15 protein-coding genes are annotated in these 15,545 nt (G+C 51.3%); 7 read left to right on the top strand and 8 right to left on the bottom strand.

Annotated elements, in window-relative coordinates; translation table 11 throughout:
• Nucleotides 1–98: 98 nt before the first annotated feature.
• The 4 genes from AB4876_RS08945 to AB4876_RS08930 all read right to left on the bottom strand — a co-directional run bounded on the left by AB4876_RS08945 (nt 99) and on the right by AB4876_RS08930 (nt 1,918).
• Entirely contained in the window at nt 99–485 is a 387-nt protein-coding gene (locus AB4876_RS08945; RefSeq protein ID WP_301027752.1) for an acyl-CoA thioesterase, read from the bottom strand.
• A 32-nt stretch (nt 486–517) separates the two neighbouring features.
• Nucleotides 518–790, bottom strand: coding sequence for a hypothetical protein (locus AB4876_RS08940; protein WP_368381305.1), 273 nt, complete (start codon nt 788–790; stop codon nt 518–520).
• Between the two features lie 23 nt (nt 791–813).
• Nucleotides 814–1,431 (bottom strand): PAQR family membrane homeostasis protein TrhA, encoded by a 618-nt coding sequence (gene trhA, locus AB4876_RS08935; RefSeq protein ID WP_368381304.1) that lies wholly within the window; start codon nt 1,429–1,431, stop codon nt 814–816.
• A 199-nt stretch (nt 1,432–1,630) separates the two neighbouring features.
• Nucleotides 1,631–1,918, bottom strand: a complete 288-nt coding sequence (locus AB4876_RS08930; RefSeq protein ID WP_368381303.1) for a hypothetical protein — start codon at nt 1,916–1,918, stop codon at nt 1,631–1,633.
• A gap of 437 nt (nt 1,919–2,355) precedes the next feature.
• Between AB4876_RS08930 and cls the strand changes: the two genes are divergently transcribed.
• From cls to AB4876_RS08900, 6 genes are all read left to right on the top strand, one after another.
• Nucleotides 2,356–3,825, top strand: coding sequence for a cardiolipin synthase (gene cls, locus AB4876_RS08925; protein ID WP_368381302.1), 1,470 nt, complete (start codon nt 2,356–2,358; stop codon nt 3,823–3,825).
• 6 nt (nt 3,826–3,831) lie between these two features.
• Nucleotides 3,832–4,461, top strand: coding sequence for a paraquat-inducible protein A (locus tag AB4876_RS08920; protein WP_368381300.1), 630 nt, complete (start codon nt 3,832–3,834; stop codon nt 4,459–4,461).
• Nucleotides 4,458–5,072 carry a paraquat-inducible protein A gene (locus AB4876_RS08915; protein WP_368381299.1) on the top strand — a complete coding sequence of 205 codons (615 nt, stop codon included), beginning with the start codon at nt 4,458–4,460 and terminating at the stop codon, nt 5,070–5,072. The genes AB4876_RS08920 and AB4876_RS08915 overlap by 4 nt, the downstream gene beginning before the upstream one ends.
• The gene (locus tag AB4876_RS08910) at nt 5,065–7,386 is read left to right on the top strand and encodes a PqiB family protein (RefSeq protein ID WP_368381298.1); all 2,322 of its coding nucleotides are present in this window, start codon (nt 5,065–5,067) and stop codon (nt 7,384–7,386) included. Before AB4876_RS08915 ends, AB4876_RS08910 begins: the two co-directional genes overlap by 8 nt.
• A 149-nt stretch (nt 7,387–7,535) precedes the next feature.
• On the top strand, nt 7,536–8,765 hold the full coding sequence (locus AB4876_RS08905; RefSeq protein WP_368381296.1) for an efflux RND transporter periplasmic adaptor subunit: 1,230 nt from the start codon (nt 7,536–7,538) through the stop codon (nt 8,763–8,765).
• Nucleotides 8,762–11,905: an efflux RND transporter permease subunit gene (locus tag AB4876_RS08900; protein WP_368381294.1), complete on the top strand. Its 3,144-nt coding sequence runs from the start codon at nt 8,762–8,764 to the stop codon at nt 11,903–11,905. Before AB4876_RS08905 ends, AB4876_RS08900 begins: the two co-directional genes overlap by 4 nt.
• 20 nt (nt 11,906–11,925) lie before the next feature.
• Here the strand turns inward: AB4876_RS08900 and AB4876_RS08895 are convergent, their stop codons facing one another.
• Nucleotides 11,926–12,321, bottom strand: a complete 396-nt coding sequence (locus AB4876_RS08895; protein ID WP_368381293.1) for a diacylglycerol kinase family protein — start codon at nt 12,319–12,321, stop codon at nt 11,926–11,928.
• Nucleotides 12,322–12,362: 41 nt separating this feature from the next.
• On the opposite strand from AB4876_RS08895, the gene glpE reads away from it, so the two are divergent.
• Entirely contained in the window at nt 12,363–12,686 is a 324-nt protein-coding gene (glpE, locus tag AB4876_RS08890) for a thiosulfate sulfurtransferase GlpE (protein ID WP_368381292.1), read from the top strand.
• Nucleotides 12,687–12,729: 43 nt separating this feature from the next.
• Here the strand turns inward: glpE and sppA are convergent, their stop codons facing one another.
• The 3 genes from sppA to wrbA are packed head-to-tail and all read right to left on the bottom strand — an operon-like array spanning nt 12,730 to nt 15,540.
• Nucleotides 12,730–14,547: a signal peptide peptidase SppA gene (gene sppA / locus AB4876_RS08885; protein WP_368381291.1), complete on the bottom strand. Its 1,818-nt coding sequence runs from the start codon at nt 14,545–14,547 to the stop codon at nt 12,730–12,732.
• A complete protein-coding gene (locus AB4876_RS08880) occupies nt 14,544–14,936 on the bottom strand; it encodes a DUF2069 domain-containing protein (RefSeq protein ID WP_368381290.1) in 393 nt (130 codons plus the stop codon). Before AB4876_RS08880 ends, sppA begins: the two co-directional genes overlap by 4 nt.
• Nucleotides 14,937–14,943: 7 nt before the next feature.
• Nucleotides 14,944–15,540 carry an NAD(P)H:quinone oxidoreductase gene (gene wrbA, locus AB4876_RS08875; RefSeq protein WP_368381288.1) on the bottom strand — a complete coding sequence of 199 codons (597 nt, stop codon included), beginning with the start codon at nt 15,538–15,540 and terminating at the stop codon, nt 14,944–14,946.
• Nucleotides 15,541–15,545 lie beyond the last annotated feature (5 nt).

Here is a 15,545-nt window from a genome sequence, read left to right as displayed (position 1 = left end):
GAGGCGGCATTATACCGGCAAGAGACAACAATTGCCCTGAAACCTTTGGCCTTTTTTGGCATTAGTGCGAGAGATAGGCTAATCGCGACGGTGAAATATTAGCCCAGCTTTTGTAGTTCCGCCCTAATTTCCGGTGGAATAGTGCGCTTTTGCTGAGCACCATAGTCGTAGAAAATCATGACGGCTGAGCCCCTTACTGTCAATTCCCCCTCCTGCCAAAGTTCATGTTCAACCACAAATGAGGAGCTACCGACATGGCCAATGCGAGTCCGCACTTGAGCTGGGTGCTCATAGGAGGTCTGCGCCAAGTAGTCGACATCTATTTTGCGCAAAATCAAATTCCACTTACTTAAGTCTTGGCCCGGATTAAACAATTCGAATATTGCGCCCCGCGCAGCCTCAAACCACATCGGCAGGACGGTATTATTTATATGCCCCATTGCATCGGTTTCGCAAAATCGCGGGCTAATGTCATACAACAGCATTTAATTCTCTCTTGTTTAAGCGGCTACGCTCACTACTGGCCCAGCCAACGCCAAACCATACAAGCCCACAGCACATAAGCTACTAGCGCGGCAGGCAAGGCTTTAATCGCTATTTCAGCCCGCTGTATTTTTTGCACGGCGGCGTAAATCATCGCCAAGCTCACCACGGCTTGCAGAACGAGCAACACTGCCGCTTCCGGCCAACCATAAAGTTGATTACTGATATCAATAGGCTGAACAATTGCTACAACAACAGCCAATAAATTCACCAAGCCAAATGCGACCAATAATTTAATACCCAGCATATGCTGCCCTATACTCGTGTAAATCAGGCGACATAGTAATAAATACTGCAGTAATGGCAAACACTTCCCGCCAAGACAAAAAGATGCCAAATGCCATGAAAATGCACAATCTTCTTATCAAAAACATAAAAGATGATACCTGCGGTATAAGCGACGCCCCCTGCCAATAGCCAGTTGAAGCCTGCCCCTGGCAGCACCGCCGCCAATGGCTTAACCAAAAACAAGGCTAACCAGCCCATCAAGAGATACACCGCAATCGACCAAAAGCGTCGACTGGCTTTGGGGATACCTTCCAAAATCATACCCACCGCCGCCAGCGACCATATCAGCGCAAACATCCACCAACCACCCGTCTCACGCAGCGTAACGATTAGGAAGGGAGTGTAAGTACCGGCGATAAGCAAATAAATCGCCAAATGATCAAGCTGGCGAAACAGTACTTTACGCGGCCCGCGGCTGCAGTGATAGAGAGTCGAAAACCCATAGAGGGCAATCAGCGAGACGCCATATACCGAAAACGCCAGTATTTTCCATCCCGCCCCAGACTGAATGGCGGGCCACAACAAGGCTAAACTGCCGATAATCGCCGCAAATGCCCCAAGCAAGTGAGAATAACTATTGAAACGTTCACCTTTGTACACGATGCAAATACCGCCAAAAAACAAGATTACAAGGCGCGCACTATTACCCAATTCGGGCAACTGCGCGAGCCTTTATCTTTTTTAGGATACATAGAGTGCGCAAAAGCGCCATATCATTCTGGTTGTAAAACAGGCCCAGAAACAGAAGCCCCAAATGCAATCGAGCGACAGGCAACATTCACGAAGTAGTGAGATTTAGTTAGGCACTATTCTGCTGGCTCGCAGTAAGCTCACCAAGGCCCTCAAATAAGATTTCTACGTGCAGAGCGCCATTGGTATTCACCACCTTGCGGATCCGAATATCCCCCAGTCGCCCGTCGCGAAGCCGGATACTGTAATCGCTGCCATTGAGTAACTCGCTGATCTGCTTATTCAGATGCAAACAGCCACCCCAGCGCACATATTTACCACCGGCGTTTATATACATGGGAACATCGGCTAACAGCTCCCTATCACCAAGCAGTACACTGCCATGCGTCAAATCCATTGACAGACTCCGTGTTAATTATAAAGTTATTATATAAGTACTTTTCCTGATAGCAAAAATACCACTAACCAAGTTAGTTATAGCATAGTTTACAGTAAATCCCTTACTGGGCCGTAGACCAATCAAGACCAATTTCAACGCTTATAATAACAAAATAGTATTAGGAGCTATTTTCGCAAGCTAAGCACCAGCGCAAGCTTGTTCACAATTTTAGAAACACTCCAACCGTCAAAATAACGACGTTCCATACCAGGCATGATCGCGACCACATGATCGCCGCGCACGACAAAACTCCATAACGGCACTTTTTGCCGTAAATCGTGTCTATGACACTTAGAACTAATCTAAAAAAATACAGCTACACTCACCACCAAGACATTTATAACAGTAACAAAATCTATTCTAGTACGACTCACCGCGAGGACACCCATAAACGCATGCAAGCCGACACGCTTACCGCACTCTCGTCTTGGCTAATCAGTAATATTGCTGCCATCACCGCACTGTTTGCCGCCACTTTTTTTGCACTGGGCCTGTTGTCGGCATTAGAAGCCATACTCAAATCCCGCACCGCGCAGGGCGCAGTGGCATGGGCTATTGTCCTCATTGGCCTACCGTGGGTGTTTGTACCGCTGTATTGGATATTTGGCCGCCGTAAATTTCGCGGCTACGCGCTTGCGAGAACCAACAAACATCGCGATATCGACCGCATAGCGGCCGAGCTATCGACAAAACTAAGTAGCTACAGCACCAGAGCCAGCAGCGATGACCCTCGGTTTATCGCCCTAGAACAACTTGCCACCCTGCCCTTTAGCCACGCTAATGAATGCCGATTACTGATTAACGGCAAACACGCATTCAGTGAAATGTTCAGCCGTATCGACGCCGCCAAACACTACGTATTGCTCGAATTTTATATTATCCGCGACGATGGCATTGGCCGTGAACTCGCGGAGCTACTGCTGCGTAAAGTACGCGACGGTGTAGCGGTTTATTGTATTTACGATGAGATAGGCAGCATCCAGCTAGCGGGCAGCTACTTGCGCAGGCTTCGCAATGGCGGCGTCGATATCCGCCCATTTAACAGTACTAAGGGTTTTGGTAATCGCTTGCAATTGAATTTCCGCAATCATCGAAAAATCGTGGTCTGCGATGGCGATTACTGCCTGATTGGCGGCATGAATATTGGCGACGAATACCGCGACATGCACCCCGTCTTAACGCCGTGGCGAGATACCGGCTTAACACTCGTTGGCCCAGCAGTACAAGCTGCGCAGCTGGCCTTTGCTGAGGACTGGTTTTGGGCCACAGAATCACTTCCCGAGCTTAACTGGGAGGTTCGCGCAGCAACAACGGCTAATATCAACACGCTGGTGCTGGCGACGGGACCCGCAGATAACACCGACAGCTGCGCACTGTACTTTCTCAATATGATCAACCAAGCCAGAACTCGGCTGTGGATAGTCAGCCCCTATTTTGTACCGGACGCGCCGGTAATCCACGCCCTGCAATTGGCTGCCATGCGCGGGGTTGATGTGCGCATAATGCTACCGGCCAAGCCCGATAAAATCATGATCCAACTGTCGTCTTATACCGCCATTAAGGAGACCCTCGCGAGAGGCGTACAGTTTTATTACTACCAAGACGGTTTCTTGCATGAGAAAGTAATGCTGGTAGATGATGATATTAGCGTCGTAGGTACCGCCAACCTCGACAATCGCTCGTTTCGTCTCAATTTTGAAATCTGCGTGATCAATCACGACCGCAAACTTGCTCAGCAAATGGAAGCCATGCTTAACACCGATTTTCAGCAATGCGTACAACTACTCCCCCGCGACGCAGCCAAGTGGTCCCTCGGCCGCCGGCTACTAAGTCGCTGCGCCTACCTTTTTGCCCCTTTACAATAGCTCCACATGACAGTGGTAAGCCAAATCCCCAAAGACCTGACCGCCTGCCCAGATTGCGACTTATTGCTGCACACCGATGACAGCGATCACCGCCAGCAAGGTCTGTGCCCGCGTTGTTCGGCACAGCTGTGGGGCGCCAGTAGCTCTACCGCCGACATCGACCTCGCCAGCGCCATCAGCGGCCTGCTGCTGTTTATCCCTGCGGTGAGCCTACCCATCTTAAAGCTCGACATGGTCGGCCAACTCGGCAGCAACTCCCTTGCTGGCGGTGTGTGGCGACTCTGGCGTGAAGACGAACCCTTGCTCGCCATTCTAATCTTGCTGTGTTCGCTATTCGCGCCGCTAATGCATTTACTGTTAACCGTAATGATCGGCCTTACACAGCGTTTCAAAGCCCACCCCCGCCACTATCCAATGTGGCTCAAAGCCAAGGTCTGGATGCAGGGCTGGAGCATGCTAGAGGTCTACGCCATGGGTATCATCGTCGCCTATGTAAAAATGATGGACCCCGGCGAGGTCAGCGTTGCCAGCGGCACCTATTGCCTGGTCGGTCTGCTCCTATGCGTTATTTTGTGCAGCCAATATTTTCACGAAGAACAAGCCTGGCAGTACTGGGAGCAAGGTAAAAGCCAATGACAGTTACCGCTCAACAACGCGGCATCGCCCGCTGCCTAGAATGCGGCAAACTTAGCCGCTTAGCTGCGGCCAACCACGCCCAGCACTGTCCGCGCTGCAGCGCGCCCTTGAGTTTTCGGCGCCCGCACAGTCTACAACGCAGCTGGGCTTACACCTTGGCTGCGACGTTTTTAATGATTCCAGCCAATATATTGCCAATACTAACGGTAATCAGTTTTGGCAAAGGCGACCCAGACACCATCATGTCTGGGGTTGTAAAATTATGGCAGGCGGACCTACAGGCAATTGCTGCCATTGTTTTTATCGCGAGCATCGCAGTGCCAGTTATCAAATTATTGATTATAGTAATTTTAATTTTAGTAGTGCAGCTGCGCTTATCGCTGAGTAAACAGCAGTGCACCGTGCTATATCGCTTTATTCACTTTATCGGGCGCTGGTCGATGCTGGATCTATTTATGATTTCCATACTCGTCACCTTGGTCCACCTCGGCAATATTGCCACGGTAGAGAGCGGCCCTGCGGCCACCGCCTTTGCCGCCGTGGTGGTGCTCACCCTGTTTGCCGCCAATAGTTTTGACCCGCGTTTATTATGGGATTTGGACAATGACTGAAAATACCATCAAGCCCGCCATCTCTGCGCCCAAGCGGGGCTTGTCCGCCATTTGGCTACTACCCATCATTGCCCTCGCAGTTGCTGGCTGGCTGCTTTACAAAAACGTCAATGACAGCGGTTTAAGCATCACCGTTGCCTTCAATAACGGCAGCGGTATCAGCGTTGGTAAAACGCCGGTGATCTACCAGGGCATCAACGTTGGTCACGTTAAAAGTCTTCAGCTCGACGACGACCTTGAAGGCGTCACTGCCACCCTCGAACTCAGCCAGCAGGTAGCACCACTCATTCGTGAAAACACCCGTTTTTGGCTAGTAAAGCCACAAATTTCTCTGTCTGGGGTATCGGGCTTAGACACTTTAGTGGCAGGTAATTACATTAGCTTTAAGCCCGGCGACGGCAAAGCCGCTGAGCGTTTTACCGCCTTAATTGAACCCCCGCCGCTAGACAGCAACTTACCCGGCCTACGTCTGCACTTAGACGCCGACAGCCTCGGCTCACTGTCTGTCGGCGCCCCCATTTTGTATCAACAAATTGATGTCGGCGATATTGAGAGCTATCAACTCAGCAAAACTGGGATTGAGATCAATCTGCGTATCGACCCTCAACACCAACACTTAGTAAACAGCAGTTCGCGGTTTTGGCAGCAGAGTGGCCTCAAGGTTAACGCTGGCCTGCAGGGCATAGATATTGATGCCGGTTCCTTTGCCAGCATTTTGGCGGGAGGTATCGCCTTTGACACGCCAAACAGCAATGCCGAGGCAATCGATAACGACAGCCGCTTCCCACTGTTTACCAGTAAAGAGCGCGCCAAGGGTAGCAAATTTATTGAAGTGTATTTCCGCAGCGCGGAGGGGCTTAATGCAGGGAGCAATGTGCGTTTATTGGGCATGGACATTGGCAAGGTCGAGTCGCTAAGTTTTGTCGACAACAACCCCAATCTTGGCACCATTGTTAAGGTGGCGATTAGCGCGCCCCATCACCAGTATTTAAATACTGACACCCAGTTTTGGCTGGTCAAACCCGAAGTTTCCAGCAGCGGCGTAAGCGGCTTAGATGCCTTAGTCGGCGGTCCTTACATTGCTATGCAGGTTTCCGGCAAGGGTGGCACTATCGCCAAACGCTACACCGCCTTAAGTAAAGCCCCAGACAGTCGCATTCAGCAGCCAGGGCTGCGCCTCAAGCTACGCAGCGATGAACTCAGCTCGGTGAGTATCGGCAGTAAAGTTTACTATCGCAAAATTGCCGTTGGCCAAGTAGAAAGTGTCGACTTAGATGCCGAGGGGGTCAGTATTGGCGTGTTCATTCACCAGCGTTACGCCAGGCTGGTTCATCGCGAATCGCAGTTTTGGAATGCCAGTGGCATTAGCATCAGCGGCGGTCTCAGCGGCTTAGATATCCAGGCCGACTCCCTCGCCACCATCGTCGCGGGCGGCATTGCCTTCCACACCCCGGAGGTCAAAAAACCACAACTCGCGTGGGAGGGCCTGCGTTACACCTTACACCCCGACTATCAAAGCACCTTCGCCGATAAGGGCCGCGATATTTTCTTATACTTCAATAGTGGTAGCAGTATTAACAAGGGCACTGAAATCAAATATCAGGGCATCAAAATTGGCGAAGTCATTGCCGTGGAGCTCGACACTAATATGGAGGGGGTCAAGGTAAGCGCGCGCCTTGCGCCGTCGGCCAAGGCACTGGCACGCACCGGCAGTCAATTCTGGGTAGTTAAGCCCCAACTCGGTCTGATCGGCACCCGAAATTTAGAAACCCTCGTCACCGGCAGCTATATCAGCGTTCGGCCTGGCTACGGCACGCCGCAAACCAAATTTGCAGCGCTGGATAAGCCACCACCGCTGAGCAAGCCCAGCAGCGGACTTAATTTAATAGTGACCTCACCCCAGCGCGGCTCGATCAAAGAAGGCATAAAAGTCTTTTACCGCGACATTCCGGTGGGAGAGGTATTTGGTTACGAGTTAGCCGAGGACGCTAGCCAAACCTTAATTCATATCAATATCGAAGCGCGCTATGCGGGCTTAGTCCGAGAAAAAACGGTGTTTTGGAACTCCAGTGGTATCGCTGTGAAATTCGGCTTATTCAGCGGCGCCACGATCCGCAGCAAATCCATCGAATCCTTACTAGAGGGCGGCATTGCCTTTGCAACCCCCGACACTAAACCTCTGGCCCCACAGGTCAGCTCCGGCAAAGTATTTCCGCTGTTCCAAAACCCAGAGCCAAACTGGCTGGATTGGAAACCAAGCATTCCCCTTCCCCGCGAAGCTGACACCGGCGAAAACTGGATACGCACGGATTAAAACTTTGTCACACCATCGCCGCCGTTATAACGATACAATGCAGCGACTATGTTACTTGGCGTGCTATACATAACGCCTTGCCGCCAAGTAGCAAACGCTCGCGTCAGTCACAGTGACGAATACCATTACGCCCCAAAGAGACCATTCGTGTGTTGAAACAGTCTAATCAAGCCGTCATCGTGGTGATCATACTTATCCTTGCAGGTGTTATTGCCGGTGGTTTTTACGCAATGAAGCCCCCGGCTGAAACCATCACGATTGTTCCCCCAGAGCTGATTGTTGACGTTGCCATCGCCGAAAAGCAAACCCTGTCCATTGCGGTGAACTCCCAGGGTAATGTTCTGCCGCGCACCCAGACCAGCCTCGTTTCAGAAGTTTCGGGTAAGGTCGTGAAGGTTGCCCAGCAATTTGAAAGCGGTGGCCTGGTTGAAAAAGACGCGCTATTACTTGCCATTGATGACCGCAACTATCAGGTTGACCTAAAGCGCGCCGAAGCCAATCTCGCCAGCGCCGAGAGCAACCTGCTTCATGAAAAGGGCTTGGCCGCAGCTGCGCGCACCGACCTCCAAAAATACCCACGCAAACATGCCAGCCAAGACGCCCTAAGCCTAGCGCTACGCGAACCCCAGCTAAAAGAAGCCGAAGCAAAACTACAAGCTGCGTTAGCAGACGTCAGCTTTGCCAAAAATAACCTCAGCCGTACCGAAATTAGGGCGCCCTACCGCGGCATGATAAAAAGCCGCAACGTCGACCTCGGTCAATATGTCACCACCGGCAGCCAGCTCGGCCAAATTTTTGCGATTGACCGCGCCGAAATTCGCCTGCCAATTCCCGCCGACCGCCTGCGCTACTTGGATCTGCCCAATAGCAGCCAACCAAATGCCGCGCCCACGGTGAGTATAGAAAACGACTTAGGCCAACACTGGCAAGGTAATATCGTGCGTACCGAAGGCGTACTCGATGAGCGCAGCCGCGTATTATTCGCGGTTGCCGAAATCAACGACCCCTACCGCCTCGACAGCGAGGGTGACATCTTGATGATGGGCAGCTTCGTCAAAGCTGAGATCAGCGGTAAGCAAATCGATCAACTCATTGCCATCCCCCGCTATATTTTACGCACCGGCAATAAAGTATGGGTGCTCGACAGCGAGCAAAAATTAAGCAGTCGCGATGTTAAAACCCTGCGCACCGAGGGCTCGCTAGTCTATGTCTACGAAGGCCTCAGCGACGGTGACGTAATTTGCCTGTCGACCATTCCCAATGCCATTGCTGGCACCAAGGTTAAAATCAATCACCAAAGTAAAACCAGCACTCTGATTAAATCACCAGCTGCGCACAATAGTATTGCCGTTCTTCACAGCGAGCGTTCGCCGCTATGAGTTTAACTCCCGAGTTCGACACCCACAAAGGCACAATTCCGTGGTTTGCCCGTAATTCAGTGGCAGCCAACTTACTGATGATTATTATTATTGGTATAGGTATTGGCTCAGCACTGAGTATTCAGCGTACGCTTCAGCCAGATTTTGAATTAAATCTCGTTAGCATCATCGTACCTTATCCCGGCGCCACCCCAGACGAGGTAGAGAAAGGTGTAGTTCTCAAAATAGAAGAAGCACTCAAAGACATTGAGTCCATCGAAAGCATTGAGTCCACCGCCAATGAATCCGCCGCCAGCTTCACCGTGGAAATATTCGATGGCTACGATACCCTGGCAGTAATGGACGAAATTAAAAGCGCGGTCGACGGCATCGTCAGCTTTCCAGAGCAAGCCGAACGACCCGTTATAAAACGTATCGATTTCAACAATCACGCAGTGAATATCCAGCTCTATGGCAATATCAACGAGCGCGGCCTCAAGGAATTGGCCGAACAGGTTAAGCAAGAATTAATGCTCGACGACGATATCGCCTTTGTACAAATTAACGGCGCCCGCGATTTTGAAATTAGCATTGAAATTCCCGAGCACACTTTACTCCAATACGGACTCAGCCTCAGTGATGTTGCGGAGTCGATCCGGCGCTCATCCCTCGACCTTCCTGGCGGTTCGATTAAAACCAGCAATGGCGACATTATGCTGCGCACCCGGGGTCAAGCCCGCCACCAGCACGAATTTGAACGCCTAGTCCTAATCACTAATCCCGATGGCACTCGGCTGACCCTAGGTGACATCGCCACCATTCGCGACGGCTTTGTAGAGCAAGACGGCTTCTCGTTTTTCGACAGCCAAGCCAGTATCGGCCTGCAGGTCTTTGCGGTTGGTAAACAAGACATTATTACCGTTGCCGATGCCGCTAAAAAATACGTAGCCCAGAAGCGCGACACCCTCCCAGACGGGGTCAATATCACCAGTTGGGCCGACATCACCTTCTACCTCGAAGGCCGTATGGACATGATGTTGAAAAACCTAGGGATGGGCGCCCTGCTGGTGTTTATCGTGCTCGGGCTATTCCTCGACGTGAAGCTCGCCTTTTGGGTGATGGTTGGTCTACCGATATGCTTTTTAGGCACCTTTGCGATGATGCCTATCGTTGGTATTAGCCTAAATATGCTCAGTCTGTTTGGCTTTATTTTAGTGCTGGGCATTGTCGTCGACGACGCCATTATTATTGGCGAAAGTGCTTACGCAGAAGCCGAGAGCAAAGGCCACTCTATTGATACGGTAATAACCGGCGCGTTACGGGTTGCAACCCCCGCGACCTTCGGTGTACTTACAACCATCATGGCATTTTCACCCACCTTATTTACCGAGGGTTCATTCTCGCCCTTCCCAGAATCCGTGGGTTGGGTGGTTATATTATGTCTGTGTTTTTCATTGATTGAGTCTAAATGGATACTGCCAGCTCACTTGGCCCACAGTAAACCGAGTACCGGCGGTATCTGGCAAAAGCTCAACCGTATACCGCGCTACTCCAACAAAATGCTCACCGCTTTTGTGGAAAATCATTATCGCCCCTTTATCCACCTTGCCATCGCCAAGCGCTATATCACCGGTGCGAGCTTCCTTGCCCTGCTGATTATTACCGTTGGCCTTATCAGCGGCGGCGTTATCCGTTTTGTATTGATCCCCGAAGTTCCCAGCGATTTTATTAAAGCCAATTTAGAAATGACAGAAGGCACGCCCGAAGCCCAAACTCGATTGGCCTTTGAACAAATGGACAAGGCTCTGCACGACATTGACACCGAATACCAAAACCAGCACCCCGCCGACGCCAACAAGCGCCTCGTCAGCCACGTGGTCGCCTTTGGCTCGTCTGGCAGGACAGTGACATTTATGGTGGAGCTCACCAAAAATGAGCAACGCGATATCGACGGCAATGAAATTTCCCGCCGCTGGCGTGAAAAAATCGGCGAAGTGCCCGGTGCTAAAATCATGTCAGTGAGCAGTGCCGACCAAAGTTCGGGCCCCGCTATTTCCTTTAAATTGAGCAGCAATTCCGACAGCCAGCTAGAAGCCGCCGCAAAGGATTTAGAAGAGGCGCTAAGCCACTACAAAGGCGTATTCGACATTCGCAATGGCGCCAGCGCAATTCAGGACGAGATTGTCTTAGAGATTAAACCTAGCGCCGAAGTCTTAGGAATCACCTCGGCATCCTTGGGCCGGCAGTTACGCGACACCTTCTACGGCGCCGAAGCCCAGCGCATACAGCGCGGCAACGACGAAGTAAAAGTCATGGTGCGCTACCCCCGCAATGAGCGTGAAGCCGTCTCTGACCTGCAAAACATGTATATTCGCTCTGCAGACCAAGCCTATGTGCCGCTGAGTAGTGTGGCCGACATTAAAATTGAACCGGGCTTCAGTCAGCGCAAACGTATCGACGGCGAGCGCTCAATCAATGTCAGCTCCCAGGTAGACAAAGAGTTCACCAGCCCCAGCAAAGTAACTTCCGACATAATGGAGAATCTGATTAAAGCCAAATTTGCCGGTCGCTATCCCGCTGTTAAAGTACAGTTCAGCGGTGAAAGTGAGGAAATGGGCACCTTAATGAAAAGTCTAGGCATTGGCTTTGTGGTCGCCCTATTTGGCATATATGCACTACTAGCAGTGCCTCTTCGCTCCTACGCCCAGCCGTTTATTATTATGGGCGTTATACCCTTTGGCATTATCGGCGCGGTGGTTGGCCACATCGTGCTCGATTTATCCTTTAGCATGATGTCGTTTTTTGGGGTTATTGCCCTGTCTGGGGTGGTCGTCAACGACAGCTTAATTATGGTCGATTTTATTAACTCGGCGCTGGCTCGCGGTGAGCGGCTATTAGATGCGGTGGTTGATTCAGGTTGCCTGCGCTTTAGGGCAATACTGCTAACATCTCTAACAACTTTTTTTGGCCTGCTACCCATGCTGCTCGAAGAGAGCCTGCAGGCTCAATTCGTGATTCCCATGGCGGTATCTCTCGGCTTCGGCATTATATTTGCCACCGTCATTACTCTGATACTCATTCCGTGTATGTATATGGTACTAGAGGACGCGCGCGGGCTGGCGGGATCTAAATCCCGCCGAGAATTAGCATCGGAGTTATAATTTAAAATGTGTGACTTGAGTTAGCGCAGCAAACCTGGCACAAACACCCAGACGCCGACCAATACGGCAAAGACACTACAAATTAAAACGCCGGCCGCCGCCACGTCTTTAGCCTTACCGATCAACTCATGGGCTTCCGGCACCGCGGCGTCGCACACATACTCCAAGGCGCTATTAAAGGCCTCGGCCATCCACACCAAGCTAATGGCGGCAAATATCAAAAGCCACTCCAGCCCATTTAAGCCCGTTAATAAGCCCAGCGCCAGCACACAAATAGCAACCACCAAATGAATGCGGGCATTGTGCTGTTCAACAATTAAAATGCCCAAACCATTGAGGGCATCGCGCAAGCTGCTAAAGCGATCTAATAAAGAAAATTGGCCGCCACGCCGGCGCCGTTCTGTTTTTGTTCTCATCGCGGTACTATAAGCCTCTATTTACAGAACAGATAAGTACTATGCCTATGTTTAAACATATTTCGCCCCAAGACGCCCACGCGATGCTCAAAGCCGGCAACTGCCAAGTCGCCGACGTTCGTGATGAGCAATCATTCAGCGCCGCCCATATCCCTCAGGCCAGCCATTTAGACAATCAAAGTCTGCAGCAATTTATTGAAGCTGCCGACCCAGATCAAGCGCTCATTATTTACTGCTACCACGGCAACAGCAGCCAAAGTGCGGCCCAGTATTTTGTAGAAAAAGACTTTACCGAGGTTTACAGCATGGATGGCGGCTTTGAATTGTGGCGCCAGCTCTACCCACAAAATACCGTAGCCAGTTAAGGCACAGCGGCCGTATTAGCCACTGTGCTCGATTAATCATTCCCTAGGGCGCAACGCACAATATGCAGTAAGCATATACACCGCGACTATCGCGCAATTGCAGCATAGAAGACCACGCCGGCAACACGCTATTTAGCGTACTCAGCAGCGGCGACGAGGTTTGCAGCAATTGCTTAACCATACCCGAACCCAGCAACAGCTTCATCAGCTCTTCTTCTGGGCTTAGTGGCAGCTGCAGTACACGACTATTCGCATCGGGTAAACCCGCTAGCGCCGCCGCCGAGGCCACGGCTTGTTTAAGCCCGCCCAATTGATCAACCAAGCCCAGCTGCTGGGCATCTATGCCACTCCACACCCGCCCCTCAGCGATTGGCTCGACCTGCTCTACAAGCTTGTTTCTGCCATCGGCAACAATATTAATAAATCGTCGGTAACCGTGCTCAATACCCGATTGAATCGCCCGCGCTAAAATTGGGTCGAGGGGAATATCCGGACGCAATTTACCGGCTACTGCACTGGTGCCAATACCATCGGCGCTGATACCAAGCCCGCTCAACATCTCATCTACAGTAGGAAAAGCGCCAAAAATTCCAATTGAACCGGTAAGGGTTGCCGGAGTTGCCCAAATTTCATCCGCACCAGCGGCAATCCAATAACCGCCAGAAGCAGCCATACTACCCATAGAGACAACCAGCGGTTTACCAGCTTCCTGCAATTGGACCAGCTCGGCGCGAATCACTTCCGAAGCAAAGGCCGAACCGCCGCCGCTGTCGATACGCAGCACCACCGCCTTTATTTCGTCATCTTTCCGCGCGTCACGAATCAGGCTAGCTAAGCTATCACCGCCGATCGTGCCTGCGGGTTGACTGCCGTCAACAATATTGCCACTGGCCACAATAATGCCCACGGCCGCTGTTTTAAGTGGCCGCAGACCTTTGCTCAGCGCCAAATAATCACGATAGAAAATATGTTTATAAATACCGTCTTTATCTTCACCCACCCGCTCAGCGAGCATACTGCGCAGGGTTGGCCGGCTGACAATACCGTCGACCAAGCCATAATCAAGCGCTGCTTGGGCGGCATCACCATCGACCTTGGCCATCACATCGTCGATATGGTTTACATAGTAATCAAGGCGCTGAGCGCTAATTCCCCGTCGTGCGGTAACGGTATTGCTGTACACCGTCCACAACTGATCAAGCCAAGCTTTATTCGATTCTTTTGCCGCATCCGACATGTCGTTGCGAAGCAGTGGCTCAACTGCCGACTTAAAACTACCCACCTTAAAAACATGAAAACGAATTTTCAGCTTATTAATGGCATCCAAAAAATAATTGCGGATTACCGCAAAACCTTCAATGCCCACGCCGCCCATATTGTGTACAAAAATCTGGTCGGCAAAACTGGCCAACAAATACTGATCTTGGTCATAGTGGCTGGCGGAAGCAACCACGGTCTTGCCACTGTCGCGGAAGCGATTTATTGACTCCGACAGCTCTAAGGTTTTACTCAAACCAATATGATCAAGCTCATCCAGTTGCAGTAGCATTACTTCAATGCGCGGATCATCGGTGGCCAGCTCAATGGTTTCGGTTAAGTCACTAAGCAAAGTTTCGCTAGGCAAACCCTCGGCACTCAACTGAGTTAAGGCGTCAACGGCGGTGATTTGATCTACCACCACCCCTTGCGGCGCCACAATCAATACCCCGCCATCCGGAACGGTAAGCCGCTCGGTGCTGAACACCGCCATGAGCACAAGGCCAACAAACAGCAAAAACACAATATTAATGGTCCAGCGCCGAGTAGCGTCAATAGCGCCGCCCACGCGTGAGAAGAACCCACGTTTTTTGGTCACTGTCATTCGCCCGACACCTTTTCTATATGCTTAGCTTTCAGCATTTGTGCCTGCCAGCGAATAAATATCGTCGCACTGCAAAACAACATTACCACCACCGCCAACTCAATATAGTTAAACCAGATCACATAAGGCGACATCGCCTCGGTTACCGCCATGGCAAAATACAATAAAATAGCAAAACACAGCCAAGCAATACTGCGCAGCTGGTGTTTAAAAACCCCGTAGGCAAACAACAATATGGGCACCACCCGAATTAGCCAAATAGTAATGCTGGGCTGGCGGCCCTCCTGAACCCAAACCCATGTTCCCAAGCTCAGACTCAATAAAAAAGCGATGTAACTAATTTTCATTACCCATGCTGCCAGTGCCGCACGTTTTTCAATTGCCGTCATTACTACCTCAGGGTTGCAGTTTTTTACTTAAAAGTGCTACACGCCGACCCAGTGCTGCCGCTAATTCTAGCTCAGTGTCATCCACCGCGCGGCCGTCTTGCCCCGCCACATGCGAGGCGCCATAAGGTGTGCCACCCGTTTGGGTAGTTGTTAACGCCGCCTCACTATAGGGCAGGCCAGCAATCACCATGCCGTGGTGCAATAGTGGCAGCATCATGCTCAATAAGGTAGTTTCTTGGCCACCGTGCAGGCTCGCGCTCGAGGTAAATACCGCCGCCGGCTTGCCAATGAGCGCGCCGCTCATCCACAAGCTGGAACTGCCGTCGAGGAAATATTTCAGTGCTGCGGCCATATTGCCAAAGCGAGTGGGGCTACCCATCACTAAACCCGCACAATTGCGCAGATCGTCTTCGCTCGCGTAGAGATGGCCGCTGTCGGGAATATCGTCGGCAGTCGCCTCGCACACCGCAGACACCGCGGGCACAGTGCGAATTCTCGCCTCCACCCCCGCTTGCTCCACTCCGCGCGCTATTTGCTGAGCCAAGCGCTCAGTAGCGCCGTGACGGCTGTAATACAATACCAATACATAAGATTCACTGCTCAACAACA

Origin of the sequence: Zhongshania guokunii, assembly GCF_040892635.1 — a bacterium.
Classification (GTDB): Bacteria; Pseudomonadota; Gammaproteobacteria; order Pseudomonadales; family Spongiibacteraceae; genus Spongiibacter; species Spongiibacter guokunii.
The sequence above is the reverse complement of the archived record's forward strand: the minus strand, read 5'-3'. Positions and strand labels throughout refer to the sequence as shown.